The organism is Mesorhizobium sp. M7A.F.Ca.US.014.04.1.1, assembly GCF_003998745.1.
Taxonomy (GTDB): domain Bacteria; phylum Pseudomonadota; class Alphaproteobacteria; order Rhizobiales; family Rhizobiaceae; genus Mesorhizobium; species Mesorhizobium ciceri.
Genome location: NZ_RZRW01000076.1, coordinates 1 through 15,311, shown reverse-complemented (window position 1 = coordinate 15,311; position 15,311 = coordinate 1). Strand labels below are relative to the sequence as shown.

The window sequence follows — 15,311 nt, the reverse complement described above, 5'->3', positions numbered from 1 at the left end:
GTTTCACCCACCGCGTCATCGGGGTCGAGCTTTCCGAGGCCTTGCGCATGGCTTCGCTCTATCCGGCGCAAGCAATCGGCCAGTCGCACCGGCTTGGCCGATTCGCCAACGGCACGGCTGCGGATATTGTCGCGCTGTCGGACGATCTCGACCCGAAGGGCGTCTGGATCGGCGGCGAAAAGGTTTTTGGAGCCGGCTACGGCACTGCGCATTGATATCGGCTGTCGTCGTGAAACCTTTTGATTTTGAGGTCGTTGTCGGAGCGTATGTCCGAGGCGAAACCCAAATTGAAACAGGCCGACGGCATCAAACCGCGCGGTGCCTTGAAGCCGCGACAGCAAGCGCCGCGTGACCACAGGCCGCGCCAAGAGGATCTGCGCGAAAAAAAACCGCCGACTGCCGAAGCTGCCCCCGAGGTCGACGGCCAGCCGGGACCGCCACCGGAGGCTGTCGAGCCGGATCCGCAACTGACGCCCGAAGAAGCCGAGCAGGCGCGCCGGAAATACCTGCTGCGGCGTTTCTGGATCAGCGGGCGCGGCTACTGGGCCAGGCGGGGCGATGGGCTTGCCTGGCCGCTCACGATCGGGCTGTTGATCCTGATCTGCGTCAATGTCGGCTTTCAATACGGGATCAACGTCTGGAACCGCTCCTTCTTCGACGCCATCGAGCAACGCAACGTCCACACCGTTTATGTGCTTAGCGCCATATTCCTGCCGCTCGTCGCTGGAAGCGCGGGCCTTGTGGTCGCGCAGGTCTATCTGCGCATGACGATCCAGCGCCGCTGGCGTTCCTGGCTGACCACCGCCGTCATCGCACGCTGGCTTGCCAATGGCCGCTACTACCAGTTGAATCTCGTCGCCGGCGACCACTCGAACCCCGAAGCCCGCCTCACGGAGGATCTGCGGATCGCCACCGAGTCACCGGTCGATTTCATCTCCGGCGTCCTCAATGCGTTCCTGTCGGCCTCGACCTTCATCGTGGTGCTGTGGACGATCGGCGGCGCGCTCACTTTGCCGATCGGTGGCGAAAACCTGACCATTCCCGGCTTCCTCGTCATCACCGCAGTCATCTATGCCGCCATCACCTCCACGTCGATGGTGGTCATCGGCCGGCATTTCGTCCGCCTCTCCGAGCAGAAGAACCAGGCGGAAGCCGAATTCCGCTACACGCTGACGCGGGTACGCGAAAACGGCGAGAGCATCGCATTGCTCGGCGGCGAGGAGGAGGAGCGCAGCGGCATCGACAGGAATTTCGGTCATGTGCTCAGGCAATGGGCGCTGCTGACGGGCCAGCACATGCGCACGGCGCTGGTGTCGCAGGGGTCGAGCCTGTTTGCGCCGGTCGTGCCGGTCCTGCTTTGCGCGCCGAAATTCCTCGAAGGCTCGATGTCGCTCGGACAGGTGATGCAGGCTGCCTCCGCCTTCGCCATCGTGCAGGGCGCGTTCGGATGGCTGGTCGACAACTACCCGCGTCTTGCCGACTGGAACGCCTCGGCGCGACGCATCGCCTCGCTGATGATGTCGCTCGACGGGCTCGAGCGTGCGGAGCAGAGCGACGCGCTCGGACGCATCCAGCACGGCGAAACCGAAGACGGTGCGATGCTCAGCCTCGACGATCTCTCCGTCACGCTCGACGACGGCACCTCCGTGGTCAAGGAAACCGAGGTTGCGATCGAACCGGGCGAGCGTGTGCTGGTGGCTGGCGAATCCGGCTCGGGCAAGTCGACGCTGGTGCGGGCCGTTGCCGGCCTGTGGCCATGGGGCGGCGGCAGCGTCAATTTTCATGCCGACAGGCGACTGTTCATGCTGCCGCAACGCCCCTACATCCCCTCGGGCACGCTTCGCCGCGCGGTCGCCTATCCCGCGGCCGCGGACAAGTGGACGATCAAACAGATCAAGGCCGCCCTGGACAAGGTCGGCTTGGCCTATCTTGCCGAAAGGATCAAGGAAGAAGCGCCATGGGACCAGACGCTGTCGGGCGGCGAAAAGCAGCGTCTCGCTTTCGCGCGCCTGCTGCTGCACCGCCCCGATATCGTCGTGCTGGATGAAGCAACCTCGGCGCTCGACGAGAAGAGCCAGGACGCCATGATGGCGACGGTGATCCGCGAATTGCCCGATGTCACCATCATCAGCGTGGCGCACCGTGCCGAGCTGGAAGCCTTCCACAGCCGCAAGATCACCCTCGAACGGCGGGAGGGCGGCGCCAAGCTTGTCAGCGACATCAACCTCGTGCCGCGCAAGCGCAACCTGCTGAAGCGCGCCTTGTGGGGCTCCGGCAGTCGGGTCGAAAGGGCGCGCAAGGAGTAAGGCGCCGCTGCCCCGGGCACCGCGCAACTATGATGCGTATATGTCCTTGTAGGTGTCGCGCAGCAGGTTCTTCTGTACCTTGCCCATGGTGTTGCGCGGCAGTTCATCGACGAAGATCACCCGCTTCGGATGCTTGTATTTCGCCACCCGTCCGGCGATGGCACCGAGAATTTCGGCGCCGGTGATCCGCGAAGACGGCGCCCGCACGACGATGGCGGTGACGCCTTCGCCGAAATCCGGATGGGCAACGCCGATGACGGCGCTTTCGCTAACCCCGTCGAGCGCATCGATCTCGCTTTCGAGTTCCTTCGGATAGATATTGTAGCCGCCCGATATGATCAGGTCCTTGCCGCGGCCGACGATGTGGACGTAACCGTCGGCGTCGATCGTGCCGAGATCGCCGGTGATGAAAAAACCGCCGGCGCGGAATTCCGCCTTGGTCTTCTCCGGCATGCGCCAATAGCCGCCGAAGACGTTTGGGCCCTTCACCTCGATCATGCCGACCTCGCCCTGCGCAAGCGCTGCGCCACTGTCTGGATCGGCGATGCGAAGCGTGACGCCGGGCAAGGGCAAACCGACGGTCCCGGCGCGCCGCTCGCCCTCATAGGGGTTCGAGGTGTTCATGTTGGTCTCGGTCATGCCGTAGCGTTCGAGGATCGCGTGGCCGGTGCGCTCGCGCCAGGCCTTGTGCGTCTCGGCCAGCAGCGGAGCCGACCCGGAAATGAACACACGGATGTTTTTCGCCGCCTCATGGTCCAGCCCCTCATCCTGCAGCAGGCGCACGTAGAAGGTCGGCACCCCCATCAAGGCCGTGGCACGCGGCAGCAGCGAGACGATGCGGGCCGGATCGAACTTCTGCTCGAACAGCATCGAGGCGCCGGCCATCAGGACGACGTTGGTGGCGACGAACAGGCCGTGCGTGTGGAAGATCGGCAATGCGTGGATCAGCACGTCGTCTCCGGTGAAACGCCAGTGCTCGACCAGCACGCGCGCGTTCGAAGCAAGGTTCTCGTGGCTGAGCATGGCGCCTTTCGAACGACCGGTGGTTCCCGACGTGTAGAGGATTGCCGCGAGGTCATCCGGCCCGCGCGCCACGTCATGAAAATCCGTCGGCAGCCGCGAGGCCTGCTCGGTCAGCGATCCCCGGCCATCGCGGCCGAGCGTGACGGTGACGGCGCCCGTCTTTTCCGCCAGCGCGCCGATGTCGGCCGCTCTTGCCGGATCGCAGACGACCAGGCGTGGTTCCGCGTCGCCGAAGAAATACTCCAGCTCAGCCAGCGTGTAGGCGGTGTTGAGCGGCAGGAAGACGGCGCCGGCGCGCAGGCAGGCGAGATAGAGCATGACCGCTTCCGGGCTCTTCTCGACCTGCACGGCAACGCGGTCACCGGGCTCGACATCCAGTTGCAGGAGCGCATGCGCAAGCTGCGCCGAGCGGGCCAGCATATCGCCATAGGTGATCGAGCGGCCATCATCGGTTTCCATCAGCAAGCGCGCTGGCGCCGGCATCCGGGACCGGAACGCATCGAACAGATGATTGCTCATGAAGACTTCCCTGGGGTGCTGCGGCGCTGAGCATGCGCCTGTCGCGGCATGCCTCGGCGGCGAGAGTTCGCGGTTCTTGGCCGCGCCGTCAAGCCCGCCGACAGCGGTTCACGCCGGCCGCGCCGACGCAGGTTGCGTGCAAGAAACGAGCACAAGAGACCCGCCAGGAAACGACTGCTATCGCCGAGCGCGTTTGCCGGCGATTTCTTTCGTTTCCTCGTCCTGCTCGAAGCGCTTCATGCACATGGCCGCAGTCAACCGGTAGTGGTTGAGCAGGGCCTCGACGGCACCGTCGGCATTGCCGTCGAGGGCACATTCGGCGATCAGACGATGCTCGCCGAAATCGTCGCGCTGGACGCCTTCGCCATCATTGGCCATTTGCCGGTAGCGATAGGCGTGATCGGAGAGCTGGTCGCAAAAGCCCACCAGCCATTGCGACCGGCAGGCCGAAATCAGCACCCTGTGGAAGATGCGATGCAGCCTCTCCCAATCGGGATTGAGCGAGAAGAGATTCTGCGGTGCCAGACGTGACGCGCGTCCCAGGCGATGCAGCGCCAGCACGAGCTGTTCTTCCCATTCGGCGGTGCGGTGGGTGATGGATTCGCGAAGCGCTCGCTCCTCGAGCCAGCAGCGGGTGCGCGTCAGCTCCTCGAGTTCCGAGGCGCTGACCGGCATGATGAAGAAGCCGCGCTGGTCGTGCCGGCCGAGAAGCCCTTCCGAGGCGAGGCGATTGAGGGCTTCGCGGACAGGCGAGGCGCCGGCTCCATATTTGGAGACCACCCACTCGACCCGCAGCTTGCTCTCGGCTTCAAGGACACCGCCGAGAAGATCGTCCCGCAATTGCTGATAGACCGTAGTGGCAAGCGTGCTCTTCGGTCCGGCAGCGTCGTCGTTCAGATTGGCAGCTCCGTATGTCAAAGCGACTCCTTGTCCCCAGGACTTGTCCCGGGCGATCCGAAAGCATTCGCCTTCTCGTACTTGTACCATACAGGGCGAAGATTCGCCTGCTCAAGCAGAAGATCACGTTATTGTACTTTAGCACAAAGGAATATGCGGCATTTCGGAGTTCAATGCTGTAATTCCGCGCTTTTTCACAACCTGCGGGCACTTAACATGTTTTGTATGCACGCAGGAGAACCTGTTCTTTTTGTTCTTTTGTATTCGTGCGAGATCAACTGTCTGCTTTGGGCATAGACGACGGAGCTGAAAACCGAATCAGGCAATCGCTCACATCCGATGCCGTTGCCCCAAAAGCTTCACAAACCCGCCCGGCACCAGAACCTTAGCCGGCATGCAGGGCTGACGCGGGAACACTGCTGGTCAATCGGCTGCCTTATCGGCTGCCGTCCTGATCGCCTGGATGTTCTGCCGATAAGCCTCGACGCTGCCGCCTTTGAAGATGGCGGCGCCCGCCACCAGCACGTCGGCGCCGGCAGCGGTGACCAGCGGCGCGGTTTCGGCTGAAACACCGCCGTCGATCTCGATTCGGATTGGCCGGCCTCCGATGAGGGCCTTGACCCGCTTCACCTTGTCGACGATCGCTGGGATGAAGGCCTGGCCGCCGAAGCCCGGATTGACGGTCATGATCAGGATCAGGTCGAGCCGGTCGAGCACGTATTCGACCACGCTTTCCGGCGTCGCCGGATTGAGCGACACACCGGCCTTCTTGCCAAGATTCCTGATGGTCTGCAGCGAGCGGTCAAGATGCGGGCCGGCCTCGGCATGGACGGTCAAACCGTCGCAGCCGGCCTCGGCGAAAGCGGCCAGATAGGGGTCGGCCGGGGCAATCATCAGATGGCAGTCGAAGAAGGCCTTGGTGCGGTTGCGGATCGCCTTGATCACTGGCGGGCCAAAGGTGATGTTGGGCACGAAATGCCCGTCCATAACATCGAGATGTATCCAGTCGGCGCCGGCTGCCGCTACCGCTTCGACCTCATCGCCGAGTTTGGAAAAATCCGATGCCAGCACCGATGGTGCAATCAGGGTCTTTCTGCTCATGGATGCGGCCTTTCCGAGTGTCCTTCTCGTTGGCCACCCTATCGACTGCCTAATGCGCCGCAGCCGACTTGTCGAGGGTGCAGGCGCGGTCGATGCGCAGGCTGGGACGCGTGCCGTTATCCGCGATCATGCTGCGGCCAATTCCCGCTTGTCCCCACAGCCGCGAAGAAAAACCCGCCGGATTGCTCCGGCGGGGTTTCTGGTCTCGTGTCGAGCAGGTGGTTATTGCTGCTGGAGCTTCAGGATTCTGTCTGGAACCTGGTCCTGCCGCTGTTCGACCTGCGGCCTGCGCCTGCAGCACCTGCTGCAGCAGCAGGCCGGGGTTCAGCTCCAGCGACGGTTGTCCGCGGACCGCCCGGCAGTTCGGGTAGCGCCCGATCGTGCCTTCCGGGCAGCGCCTCCTGATGATCGGCTGGCACTGGCCATCGATCATCTGCGAGCCCGGTGCGCATTCCACCTCCTGCCTGCGGCATGCGCCGTTGATCACCTCGGTGCCGCGCGGGCAGACACATTCGCCGCGCTTGTTGTGGACCTGGCCGCGTACGTCGCACTGCTCCTGCGTCGGCTGCTTGCGCCGGCAGGCATTGCCCCGCACCTCGGTACCCCTCGGGCAGACACAATTGCCGTCGGCGTCGTGGACCTGGCCACGGATGGTGCACTGGTCAGGCCTTGGCCGGATCGGGCGGCAGGCGCCGTTTCTGACCTCGTTGCCTTGCGGGCAGACGCAGTCTCCGTCCGCGTCGTGGACCTGGCCACGGATGATGCACTGCTCAGGCTTCGGCCGGATCGGACGGCAGGCGCCATTGCGCACCTCGGTCCCTCGCGGGCAGACACAGTCTCCATCGGCATCGTGGACCTGGCCACGGATCGTGCACTGCTCCGGCTTTGGCTGGATCGGGCGGCAGGCATTGCCCCTGATCTCGGTTCCCCTGGGGCAAACACAATCGCCATCCGCATTGTGGACCTGGCCACGGATAGTGCACTGCTCGGGCTTGTCGGTCCTGACGCACCTGCCGTTCTCGAGCCCGGTTCCGCGTGGGCAGACGCAGCGTCCGTCCTCGGTGCGGATCTGGCCCTCGAGCAGCACACAGCGTTTCGGCTGTTCCGGCTTCGGCACGATACCACCGCCCGGCGAGCACTGGCCGTTGCGGTAGGTGGTGCCTTCGGGGCAAACGCAGCGGCCGGCATCGTTCATGACGAAGCCTTGCGAGCATTCCTTCCTCGTCTCCTGGCTAATGGTGAAGGGATGGCAGGCATAGGCCTTGCCGCGATCGCCCTGCACATTGGTCTGATCGCCGCCAAGCACGTCGCCACCGCCCTGCACCCGTGTGTCGGGAGACAGCACGCCGACGCAATTCTGGCCGCTGACATTGCCCTGCAGATTGGCCAGGCGGCCGTCGTCGGGAATGACCACGGTGACATGGTGTACCCGGCTTTCGCCGGCGCCGAGCGTCAGGTTGGCAATGCAGGACGCAGGCAAGGTTGCCGGTTCCGGCGAGCAGCCGAAGGGCGGATCGATCGAGGTGATCTCAACGCCTTCCAGCCTGCCGAGCCCCTCCACGCCGATCGCATCGCCGATGCGGACCGGCCCGGAGAAGGCGGTCGCTCCGTCATTGATGATGGTGATCTCGAACGAGCAGGGTTGGCCGAGCCTGCATTCGCGGTCGCCGGTCTTTTCGACACGGATGGTCGAAGAACCGCCGCCCTTGGCGCAGGCCTGGCCAAAGGGATAGACGACGTCGTCGCCCGGCGCAGGCCCATAGGAGCCGCGCGCGCAGTTTTCGAACGCGCCATTCGCCGAGACCGTCACGTCGAAGTGGCGGCTGGTTCCAGGTGTCATGACGGCACCGGGAATCTGGCACGACAGCGCATTGGCCGGAACCGGTCCGCACGCCCATTCCGCGCCGTCGGGGGTGACGGTCTGGATCTGGACGGGCGCGCCGCCGGCCACCAGCGTGGCGGCATCGTTGACCCGCACCGGACCGGTGGGGGCAGCGGTGCCAAGGCTGGTGACGGTGATGCGGCAAGAGACGACCGCGGCACCGGCGAGCGAGCCGTTGCACACCTTGGTGATGCGCAGGGTCGGCTTGCCGCCATTGGGATGACGGAAGCGTTCCTTGGCGCAGGCCTTGTTGTTGGTGAGGTCGTTTTCCCCGGGGATGGGCTTCACCTCAGCGCAATTCTCGACAGTGTCCGACTGGTAGCCGGCCGGCATGACCGCCTTCACGAAGATCGGCGTCGAGGCGCCCGCAGGCAGCGAGATGCCGGCATTGTCGCAACGGAACTGGCCGGGGCCGTTCGGTCCGCATGTCCAGGGCGGGTTCGGGCCGAAGGTCGAGGACGACGGCGCGCCGCCGGGATAATTGTCGATGACCGTCAGCGGTCCATTGTAGGTGGCGCTGCCGTTGTTGATGATGTCGATCACGAAGGTGCAGATGCCGTCGGCCGAGCAGACCGGGACGCGGGCACGCTTCTTCAGGATCAGGTCGACCTTCTTCTCCACCGGCGGCCGGCAGTCGCGGTCACGGTCGCCGCGCCGGCAGATCGGGATCGAGGCACAGCCGCGATCGTTCGACTGGCTGCCGAACAGCGGCTTGCCGCTGGCGCCATAATTGTAGGTGGCGCAGTTGCGTAAAGCACCGCCTTGCCAGCCTCCGGCCGGCTTGAAGCCGAGCTTGAGGTCGACGGAGGCCCCCGGATTGAGCGTGGTCACCGGATAGGTGCAGGTCATCGGGGTGGTTCCGGGTACGCAGACCCAAGGTGGATTTGGCCCTGAATCGAGCGTCGAGCCGGCCGGCAGCGTCACCTCGTCGAGCACGATCTTGCCGTGGTAGGCTCCGGTGCCGACATTGGTGACCCTGATGGTGAAGTCGCAGCCGCCGCCCATCGTGCAACGCGTCACGTCGGCGCGTTTCTCGACCTTGAGGTCCGGCTCCTTGTCCCTGGGCGGGCACCTCTGGTCACGCGGGATGACGATGTCGATCGTCTGCGTGCAGCACAGGCCCCAGCCTTCCTTCGGACCGGCATAGGTTTCGATGCCGGTGACGATGAGGTGGATGACGTCGCCGGGCGAGGCACCGACGATCTTCCAGTTGAGCACACCGCCGCCCGCCGGCACCAATTGGGTATCGGGGATGATGTTGATGCCGGGCGTGCTCGTCGACACCTGCACCCACTTGCCGCCCATCTCCGGGCCGACCGGCATGTGATAGATGAAGGCGCCGCCGCCGGGCACGCAGTCGACCGTACCGCGTTCCACCTTGAAGCATTCCTTGCCGGGAGGTGGCGGTGGCGGATTGCACTTGGTGACGTCGATCTTGATCGAGGTCTTCACGCCGGTCTTGAAGTCACCGTCGTCGGGCTTGCTCGGATCCTGCGATGGGATGATGGTCCCGGTGCCCGGTCCGGCCGTCACCTTGATCATGCCCTGGTTGTCGACGATCGTCGGCGCGGGAAATGCCGCACGATCGATCTTGGCCGTGATCGCGAAGTTGATCACACGCTCGTTGGCAGCGCCGACGCCGTCGACATCGGACGTGGAGATGCGGAAATCGGAAACCGTGGCAGTATCGTTCGGATTTGCCGAAGTGCTGATCGTTGCACCCGGCAGTGGTCCGCCGGACGAATCCGTGCCGTCGCCGGACACGTTGACGTTGATGATCGCAAGGCCGTGCGGAAGCTGGTCCTTGAAGTCGATCCTGACCTTCTTCAGCCTGGCCTCGAGGCTCGGGTCGGCAAGGCCCTGCGGATCGCCGCGCAAGCCGAAGCTCAGCGAGTAGACGACGTAATCGCAGCCTCTTTGAACGCCTGTCTTGGTGAAGAAAGGCACCACCTGGTCAGGCCTCGGAGTGACGACGCGCGAACTGTCGAGATCGAGCTTCAGCTCCGGGGTGATCGAGGCAGCGTCTTCTGCAAAGCCTTGCACCGGGGTGAACGTGGCGACCGCGATACCGGCCGCCATCAGCCAGCGCGCGCCGCGCCTGGCGTATGACAGGGGTTTCATGATCGTCTCCATGACGGTTGTTTGGGCGTTCGTTGCGAGCGGGGAGAGTGCGAGATTTTTCATCTTCCCCTCCTCAACGTTCGCAGCTGGCGGCTGGGGTTCTGAGCGGCAAAGTCATCTTGCAGCAAGGGTAATAGCCACCCTTGTCCTTGTCGGACTTCCTGTAGAAGCAGAGCCCGACATCGACTGTGTCGCCCGGATAGTGGCCGGTGATGTCGATCGTGTAGGGCTTGCCGGGCGCATGCGACTGGGATGATGTCACCCCGACGCCTGGCGTCCTGGACTGGACCTTGATCGAATCGCCGCCGAAGCCGGCATGGTCATGGAGATAGAGATCGGCCTCGAGGCCGGAAGGCGTGCAGTAATACTGGACGTCGTCGACGTCGAGACATGGAGGCAGGTTGCCGGGTGGTGGGAAATCCGGCGGGTAGAAGGGGGGCAGGTAGCCGCCCGGGATTTCCTCGTAATAGCCGGCGCGGCCCTCGCAAGGGTGCCAGACGGCAACATCGCCGACATGGCCCTCGACCTCCGGGTCTTCGAAATAACCGTCGAAGTCGACGAACCATGAGCCGAAGGGCGGCACATTGGCCGGCTTGACCAGCTCTTTCGGCGTGATCTGCACACCGTGTACGGCCAGCGGCCCGCCGGCTGCGAGCTGTTCGGCGAGTGAAGGATTGTCGCGCAGCTTGTCGCCCGTGTTGACCAGCGTCTGCGTGCAGACGGAGCTGTCGAGATTGCCGTCGGCATCATAGCCATATTGCAGATCAAGACCGCCGGCCGACTGCCGGTTGCCTTGGGGGAAGCCGACCGCATATTCCTGCGGCACTTCGACCCAGACCGATTCCGTTTCCGGATCGTCCGGGTTCTCCCGGAAGTAGCGGATGACCTCGCCTTTACCGGAATCGGCGAACTGGCCGTAATCGTAACGGTTTTCGACCGGACCGCGCTGGGCCAGGTACATGAAGCCGCTGTTGTCGAAGGCGATGTCGGTGACGGCGTAGTCCTTGTCGGCCCTGACCGTCAGTTCCCAGCGCGGGTCACCGGCAAAACTGCCGTCGCGGGCGATGCCCACCGACCAGATTTCCGACTTTTCGCCGACCGAATAGTAGAGCCGGCCGCCATGGTAGGAGACACCCCAGACGCGGCGCTCGTCCTGCGTGTAGCCCCAGCTGTCGGGGTCTTCGCTATCGAAGGCGGCACCTTGTATGTCCATCACCGAACCATCGTCGGCGACGGGAGCGAGCCCATGCGTGGGCCGGCCGGCAACGCCGTGATCGAAGCTGTCGATCAGTCTGCCTTCGGCGTCGATGCGATGGATCAGGCCGGTGTCGAGATCGGACGCAAAGAACTCGCGGTGAGTGGCGTCGAAAGTGAGATTGCCGATGCCGGGACCGCTGTTGGTGTCGATGTCGGCGAATTTGGAGACCTGGCCGGTGATGCCGTCGATCTTCCAGACGGTGCCCGGCCCGCCACCGTTTTCGGTGCCGAACTGGCCATCCATGAAGGTGGCGCCGGCAGCGCCGCGGCGCTGCCTCTCGGGGCGGCCGTCATCGTCGGCATCCGGGGTGACGATACGGATGCCGTGCAGCGAGGTGGCGCCGGCATAGAGATTGGGAATGCCCGATGGAACGCCGTCGCGCACGCCGTCATCATAGGTGACGCCGAACACCTGGCCGATCTGCTCCGCCGTCACCTCGAAGGGCGGCGGCGTGTTGACCAGCTGGCCGGAGGCTGGGCCGCCCAGATGCGAAACGTCGAACACGCGCAAGGTGGCGCGCGTGGGGTCGATGAAGGTTTCGTCGACCGGATCGACGCCGGGCGGCAGGCCCTCTTTTTCGGAATCAGGGGGGTCGAAATTGGGAATGATGGTGCCGGAGAATCCGGTCACCGCCATCGAGCCGGGATAGATGATCCGGGTTTCCTGCGCCTGCGCGGCGCCCAGCCACAGGCCGAGTGCCAGCGCCAGCAACCCGCCTGGATGCACAGCACGGCGCAAGCCGCCATCAAGAGACGACACGAACGAGCCGCGGATGCGAGACATGACACTACCCCCCGTAGTCGACGGGAGAACGTCGGGGCTGGCCGCGCAAATCAGGGCAAGGCGCGGCGGTCCGGCTCGTTCTTCCCTGATCGAATTGTCTGCTTTCCTCAAGACGACGATACGCCTGGTCTTACGCAGGGTCAACGGAATCAGCGGAAAGCCCAGCGCATCGACCCCGTCCCGAAGGCGGTGGTCGCGCCGAGCTCCTGTTGTTCCCGGAGACCGCAGAGCCTCTGGGTTATTGGTCATGGGGGCTTCCTTTCCGGGCCGCACCATGCGGCACCTAGAGATCAGTCGCGGGCGGAGATGGAAAGGTTCATGGAAGGCCTGCGCAGAATGCTTGCGCGCGATGCCGCCTGTTCTTATATACGCGCCAAGCCGTTCGGCGCCGGAATGCCGGTTGCCGGAACGGGATTTCTTGTGAACAGGGGCTTTCGTCGGAACGCCTGTACGGGTCCTGAGAGCCTGCTTAGCGGAGAGACTAGAGAAATGGCAAAAGTAATCGGTATCGATCTCGGCACCACCAACTCCTGCATCGCCATCATGGATGGCAAGGAGCCCAAGGTAATCGAGAATGCGGAAGGCGCGCGCACGACGCCTTCCATCGTCGCCATCTCGGGCGACGACGAACGTCTGGTCGGCCAGCCGGCCAAGCGCCAGGCGGTCACCAATCCTGAAAACACCATCTTCGCGGTCAAGCGCCTGATCGGCCGCCGCTATGACGATCCGGTGACGGAGAAGGACAAGAAGCTTGTCCCCTACAAGATCGTCAAGGGCGACAATGGCGATGCCTGGGTCGAAGCCGGCGGCAGGAAGCAGTCGCCCTCGCAGATTTCGGCCATGATCCTGCAGAAGATGAAGGAGACGGCGGAAGCCTATCTCGGCGAAAAGGTCGAGAAGGCGGTCATCACCGTTCCGGCCTATTTCAACGACGCCCAGCGCCAGGCGACCAAGGATGCCGGCAAGATCGCCGGCCTTGAAGTGCTGCGCATCATCAACGAGCCGACCGCGGCAGCGCTTGCCTATGGCCTCGACAAGAAGGAAGGCAAGACCATTGCCGTCTATGACCTTGGCGGCGGCACGTTCGACATTTCGGTGCTCGAAATCGGCGATGGCGTGTTCGAGGTCAAGTCGACCAATGGCGACACCTTCCTCGGCGGCGAGGATTTCGACATGCGCCTGGTCGAATACCTGGCGGCCGAGTTCAAGAAGGAACAGGGCATCGACCTGAAGAACGATAAGCTTGCCCTGCAGCGCCTCAAGGAGGCGGCTGAAAAGGCCAAGATCGAGCTGTCGTCGACCACCCAGACCGAAATCAACCTGCCCTTCATCACCGCCGACGCGACCGGGCCGAAGCACCTGACGCTGAAGCTGACGCGCGCCAAGTTCGAGCAGCTGGTCGACGACCTCGTCCAGCGCACGATTGCCCCTTGCAAGGCGGCGTTGAAGGATGCCGGCCTGAAGGCGGGCGAGATCGACGAAGTCGTTCTGGTCGGCGGCATGACCCGCATGCCCAAGATCCAGGAAATCGTGAAGCAGTTCTTCGGCAAGGAGCCGCACAAGGGCGTCAATCCGGATGAGGTCGTCGCTCTCGGCGCCGCCATCCAGGCCGGCGTGCTGCAGGGCGACGTCAAGGACGTGCTGTTGCTCGACGTGACGCCGCTGTCGCTCGGCATCGAGACGCTGGGTGGCGTGTTCACCCGCCTGATCGAACGCAACACGACGATCCCGACCAAGAAGAGCCAGGTGTTCTCGACGGCCGAGGACTCACAGTCGGCAGTGACCATCCGGGTCTTCCAGGGTGAGCGCGAAATGGCCGCCGACAACAAGGCGCTCGGCCAGTTCGACCTGGTCGGCATTCCGCCGGCGCCGCGCGGCGTACCGCAGATCGAGGTCACCTTCGACATCGACGCCAACGGCATCGTCAACGTTTCGGCCAAGGACAAGGGCACCGGCAAGGAGCACCAGATCCGCATCCAGGCATCGGGTGGTCTTTCGGACGCCGACATCGAGAAGATGGTCAAGGACGCCGAGGCCAATGCCGAGACCGACAAGAAGCGGCGTGCGCTGGTCGAGGCCCGCAACCAGGCCGAAGCGCTGCTGCATTCCTCGGAGAAGTCGCTGAAGGAATATGGCGACAAGGTTTCGGAAGGCGAGCGCACGGCGATCTCCGACGCGATCGCGGCGCTGAAGACCGCGACCGAAGGCGACGACGCGGCCGACATCGAAGCCAAGAGCCAGGCGCTGGCCGAGGCTTCTATGAAGCTTGGCCAGGCCATGTACGAGGCTTCGCAGAAGGAAGCGGCGGAAGCCGACGCCAAGGCGGACGCCGCCAAGGACAGTGACGTTGTCGACGCCGATTTCGAGGAAATCGACGAGGACGACGACAAGAAGAAGTCGGCCTGAACCGTTTGACGGCAAGATAAAGCGAAAAGCCCGGCGAAGGCCGGGCTTTTTTGCAACCCCTTGCAGAAAAACAGCGGGCCTTGCTGAAAAAATGCAGGCAAAGCCGCGTCGACACTGGCATCCCCCTTCCATCGCACCTAAATCGAAGCGTCAGTGCCGGCAAGAGACGCAACAATGCTTCAAGACGTTGAGCATCCGGACAGCGGGAAAAAATGAAAGCTGATTTCTACGAGACGCTGGGCGTGCAAAAAGGCGCCGATGAGAAGGAGCTCAAGAGCGCTTTCCGCAAGCTCGCCATGCAGTTCCATCCCGATCGCAACCCCGGCGACCATTCCTGCGAGCACAAGTTCAAGGAAATCAACGAAGCCTACGAGACGCTGAAAGACCCGCAGAAGCGCGCGGCCTATGACCGCTTCGGCCACGCCGCCTTCGAACAGGGCGGCATGAATGGCGGGGCCCAGGGCTTTGGCGCCGGCGGCTTCGCCGACATTTTCGAGGACATTTTCGGCGACATGATGGGCGGGCGCCAGCGCCGCTCGTCGGGCGGCCGCGAGCGCGGCGCCGACCTGCGCTACAACATGGAAATCACCCTGGAAGAGGCTTTTGCCGGCAAGACCGCACAGATCCGGGTGCCGGCGTCGATCTCGTGCTCTGAATGTTCGGGCAGCGGCGCCAAGCCCGGCACCCAGCCCGTCACCTGCTCGATGTGCAACGGCCACGGCAAGGTGCGCGCCACGCAAGGTTTCTTCTCGATCGAGCGGACCTGCCCGCAATGCCAGGGGCGCGGCCAGACGATCAAGGATCCGTGCCCGAAATGCGCCGGCCAGGGCCGCGTCACCGAGGAGCGTTCGCTGTCGGTCAACATCCCGGCCGGCATCGAGGACGGCACCCGCATCCGCCTTGCCAATGAGGGCGAAGCCGGCCTGCGCGGCGGGCCCTCGGGCGACCTCTATATTTTCCTGGCGGTCAAACCGCACGAGTTCTTCCAGCGCGACGGCGCCGATCTCTATTGCAA

At 64.0% G+C, this 15,311-nt stretch carries 8 protein-coding genes and 1 pseudogene; 4 read left to right on the top strand and 5 right to left on the bottom strand.

Annotation, left to right across the window (positions count from 1 at the left end; translation table 11 throughout):
- Together EOA22_RS07930 and EOA22_RS07925 are read left to right on the top strand one after the other, a co-directional pair.
- A partial coding sequence (locus EOA22_RS07930) for an amidohydrolase family protein (RefSeq protein ID WP_164755312.1) occupies window positions 1-215 on the top strand: 215 nt, incomplete at its 5' end.
- Between the two features lie 51 nt (window positions 216-266).
- Entirely contained in the window at window positions 267-2,306 is a 2,040-nt protein-coding gene (locus tag EOA22_RS07925; protein ID WP_063169680.1) for an ABC transporter ATP-binding protein/permease, read from the top strand.
- Window positions 2,307-2,333: 27 nt separating this feature from the next.
- On the opposite strand, the gene EOA22_RS07920 is transcribed toward EOA22_RS07925, so the two are convergent.
- The 5 genes and pseudogenes from EOA22_RS07920 to EOA22_RS07900 all read right to left on the bottom strand — a co-directional run bounded on the left by EOA22_RS07920 (window position 2,334) and on the right by EOA22_RS07900 (window position 12,166).
- A complete protein-coding gene (locus EOA22_RS07920) occupies window positions 2,334-3,848 on the bottom strand; it encodes a malonyl-CoA synthase (RefSeq protein ID WP_063169679.1) in 1,515 nt (504 codons plus the stop codon).
- A gap of 177 nt (window positions 3,849-4,025) precedes the next feature.
- Window positions 4,026-4,766: a GntR family transcriptional regulator gene (locus EOA22_RS07915; RefSeq protein WP_024502152.1), complete on the bottom strand. Its 741-nt coding sequence runs from the start codon at window positions 4,764-4,766 to the stop codon at window positions 4,026-4,028.
- Window positions 4,767-5,168: 402 nt separating this feature from the next.
- Window positions 5,169-5,846, bottom strand: a complete 678-nt coding sequence (rpe, locus tag EOA22_RS07910; protein WP_063169678.1) for a ribulose-phosphate 3-epimerase — start codon at window positions 5,844-5,846, stop codon at window positions 5,169-5,171.
- Window positions 5,847-6,068: 222 nt separating this feature from the next.
- A pseudogene (locus EOA22_RS07905) lies at window positions 6,069-9,912 on the bottom strand (hypothetical protein).
- 10 nt (window positions 9,913-9,922) lie between these two features.
- Window positions 9,923-12,166 (bottom strand): hypothetical protein, encoded by a 2,244-nt coding sequence (locus tag EOA22_RS07900; RefSeq protein ID WP_063169677.1) that lies wholly within the window; start codon window positions 12,164-12,166, stop codon window positions 9,923-9,925.
- Window positions 12,167-12,379: 213 nt separating this feature from the next.
- Between EOA22_RS07900 and dnaK the strand changes: the two genes are divergently transcribed.
- Window positions 12,380-14,296, top strand: a complete 1,917-nt coding sequence (gene dnaK, locus EOA22_RS07895) for a molecular chaperone DnaK (protein WP_024502156.1) — start codon at window positions 12,380-12,382, stop codon at window positions 14,294-14,296.
- Window positions 14,297-14,508: 212 nt separating this feature from the next.
- The coding region (locus EOA22_RS07890; RefSeq protein WP_164755310.1) for a molecular chaperone DnaJ at window positions 14,509-15,311 on the top strand (803 nt) is incomplete at its 3' end.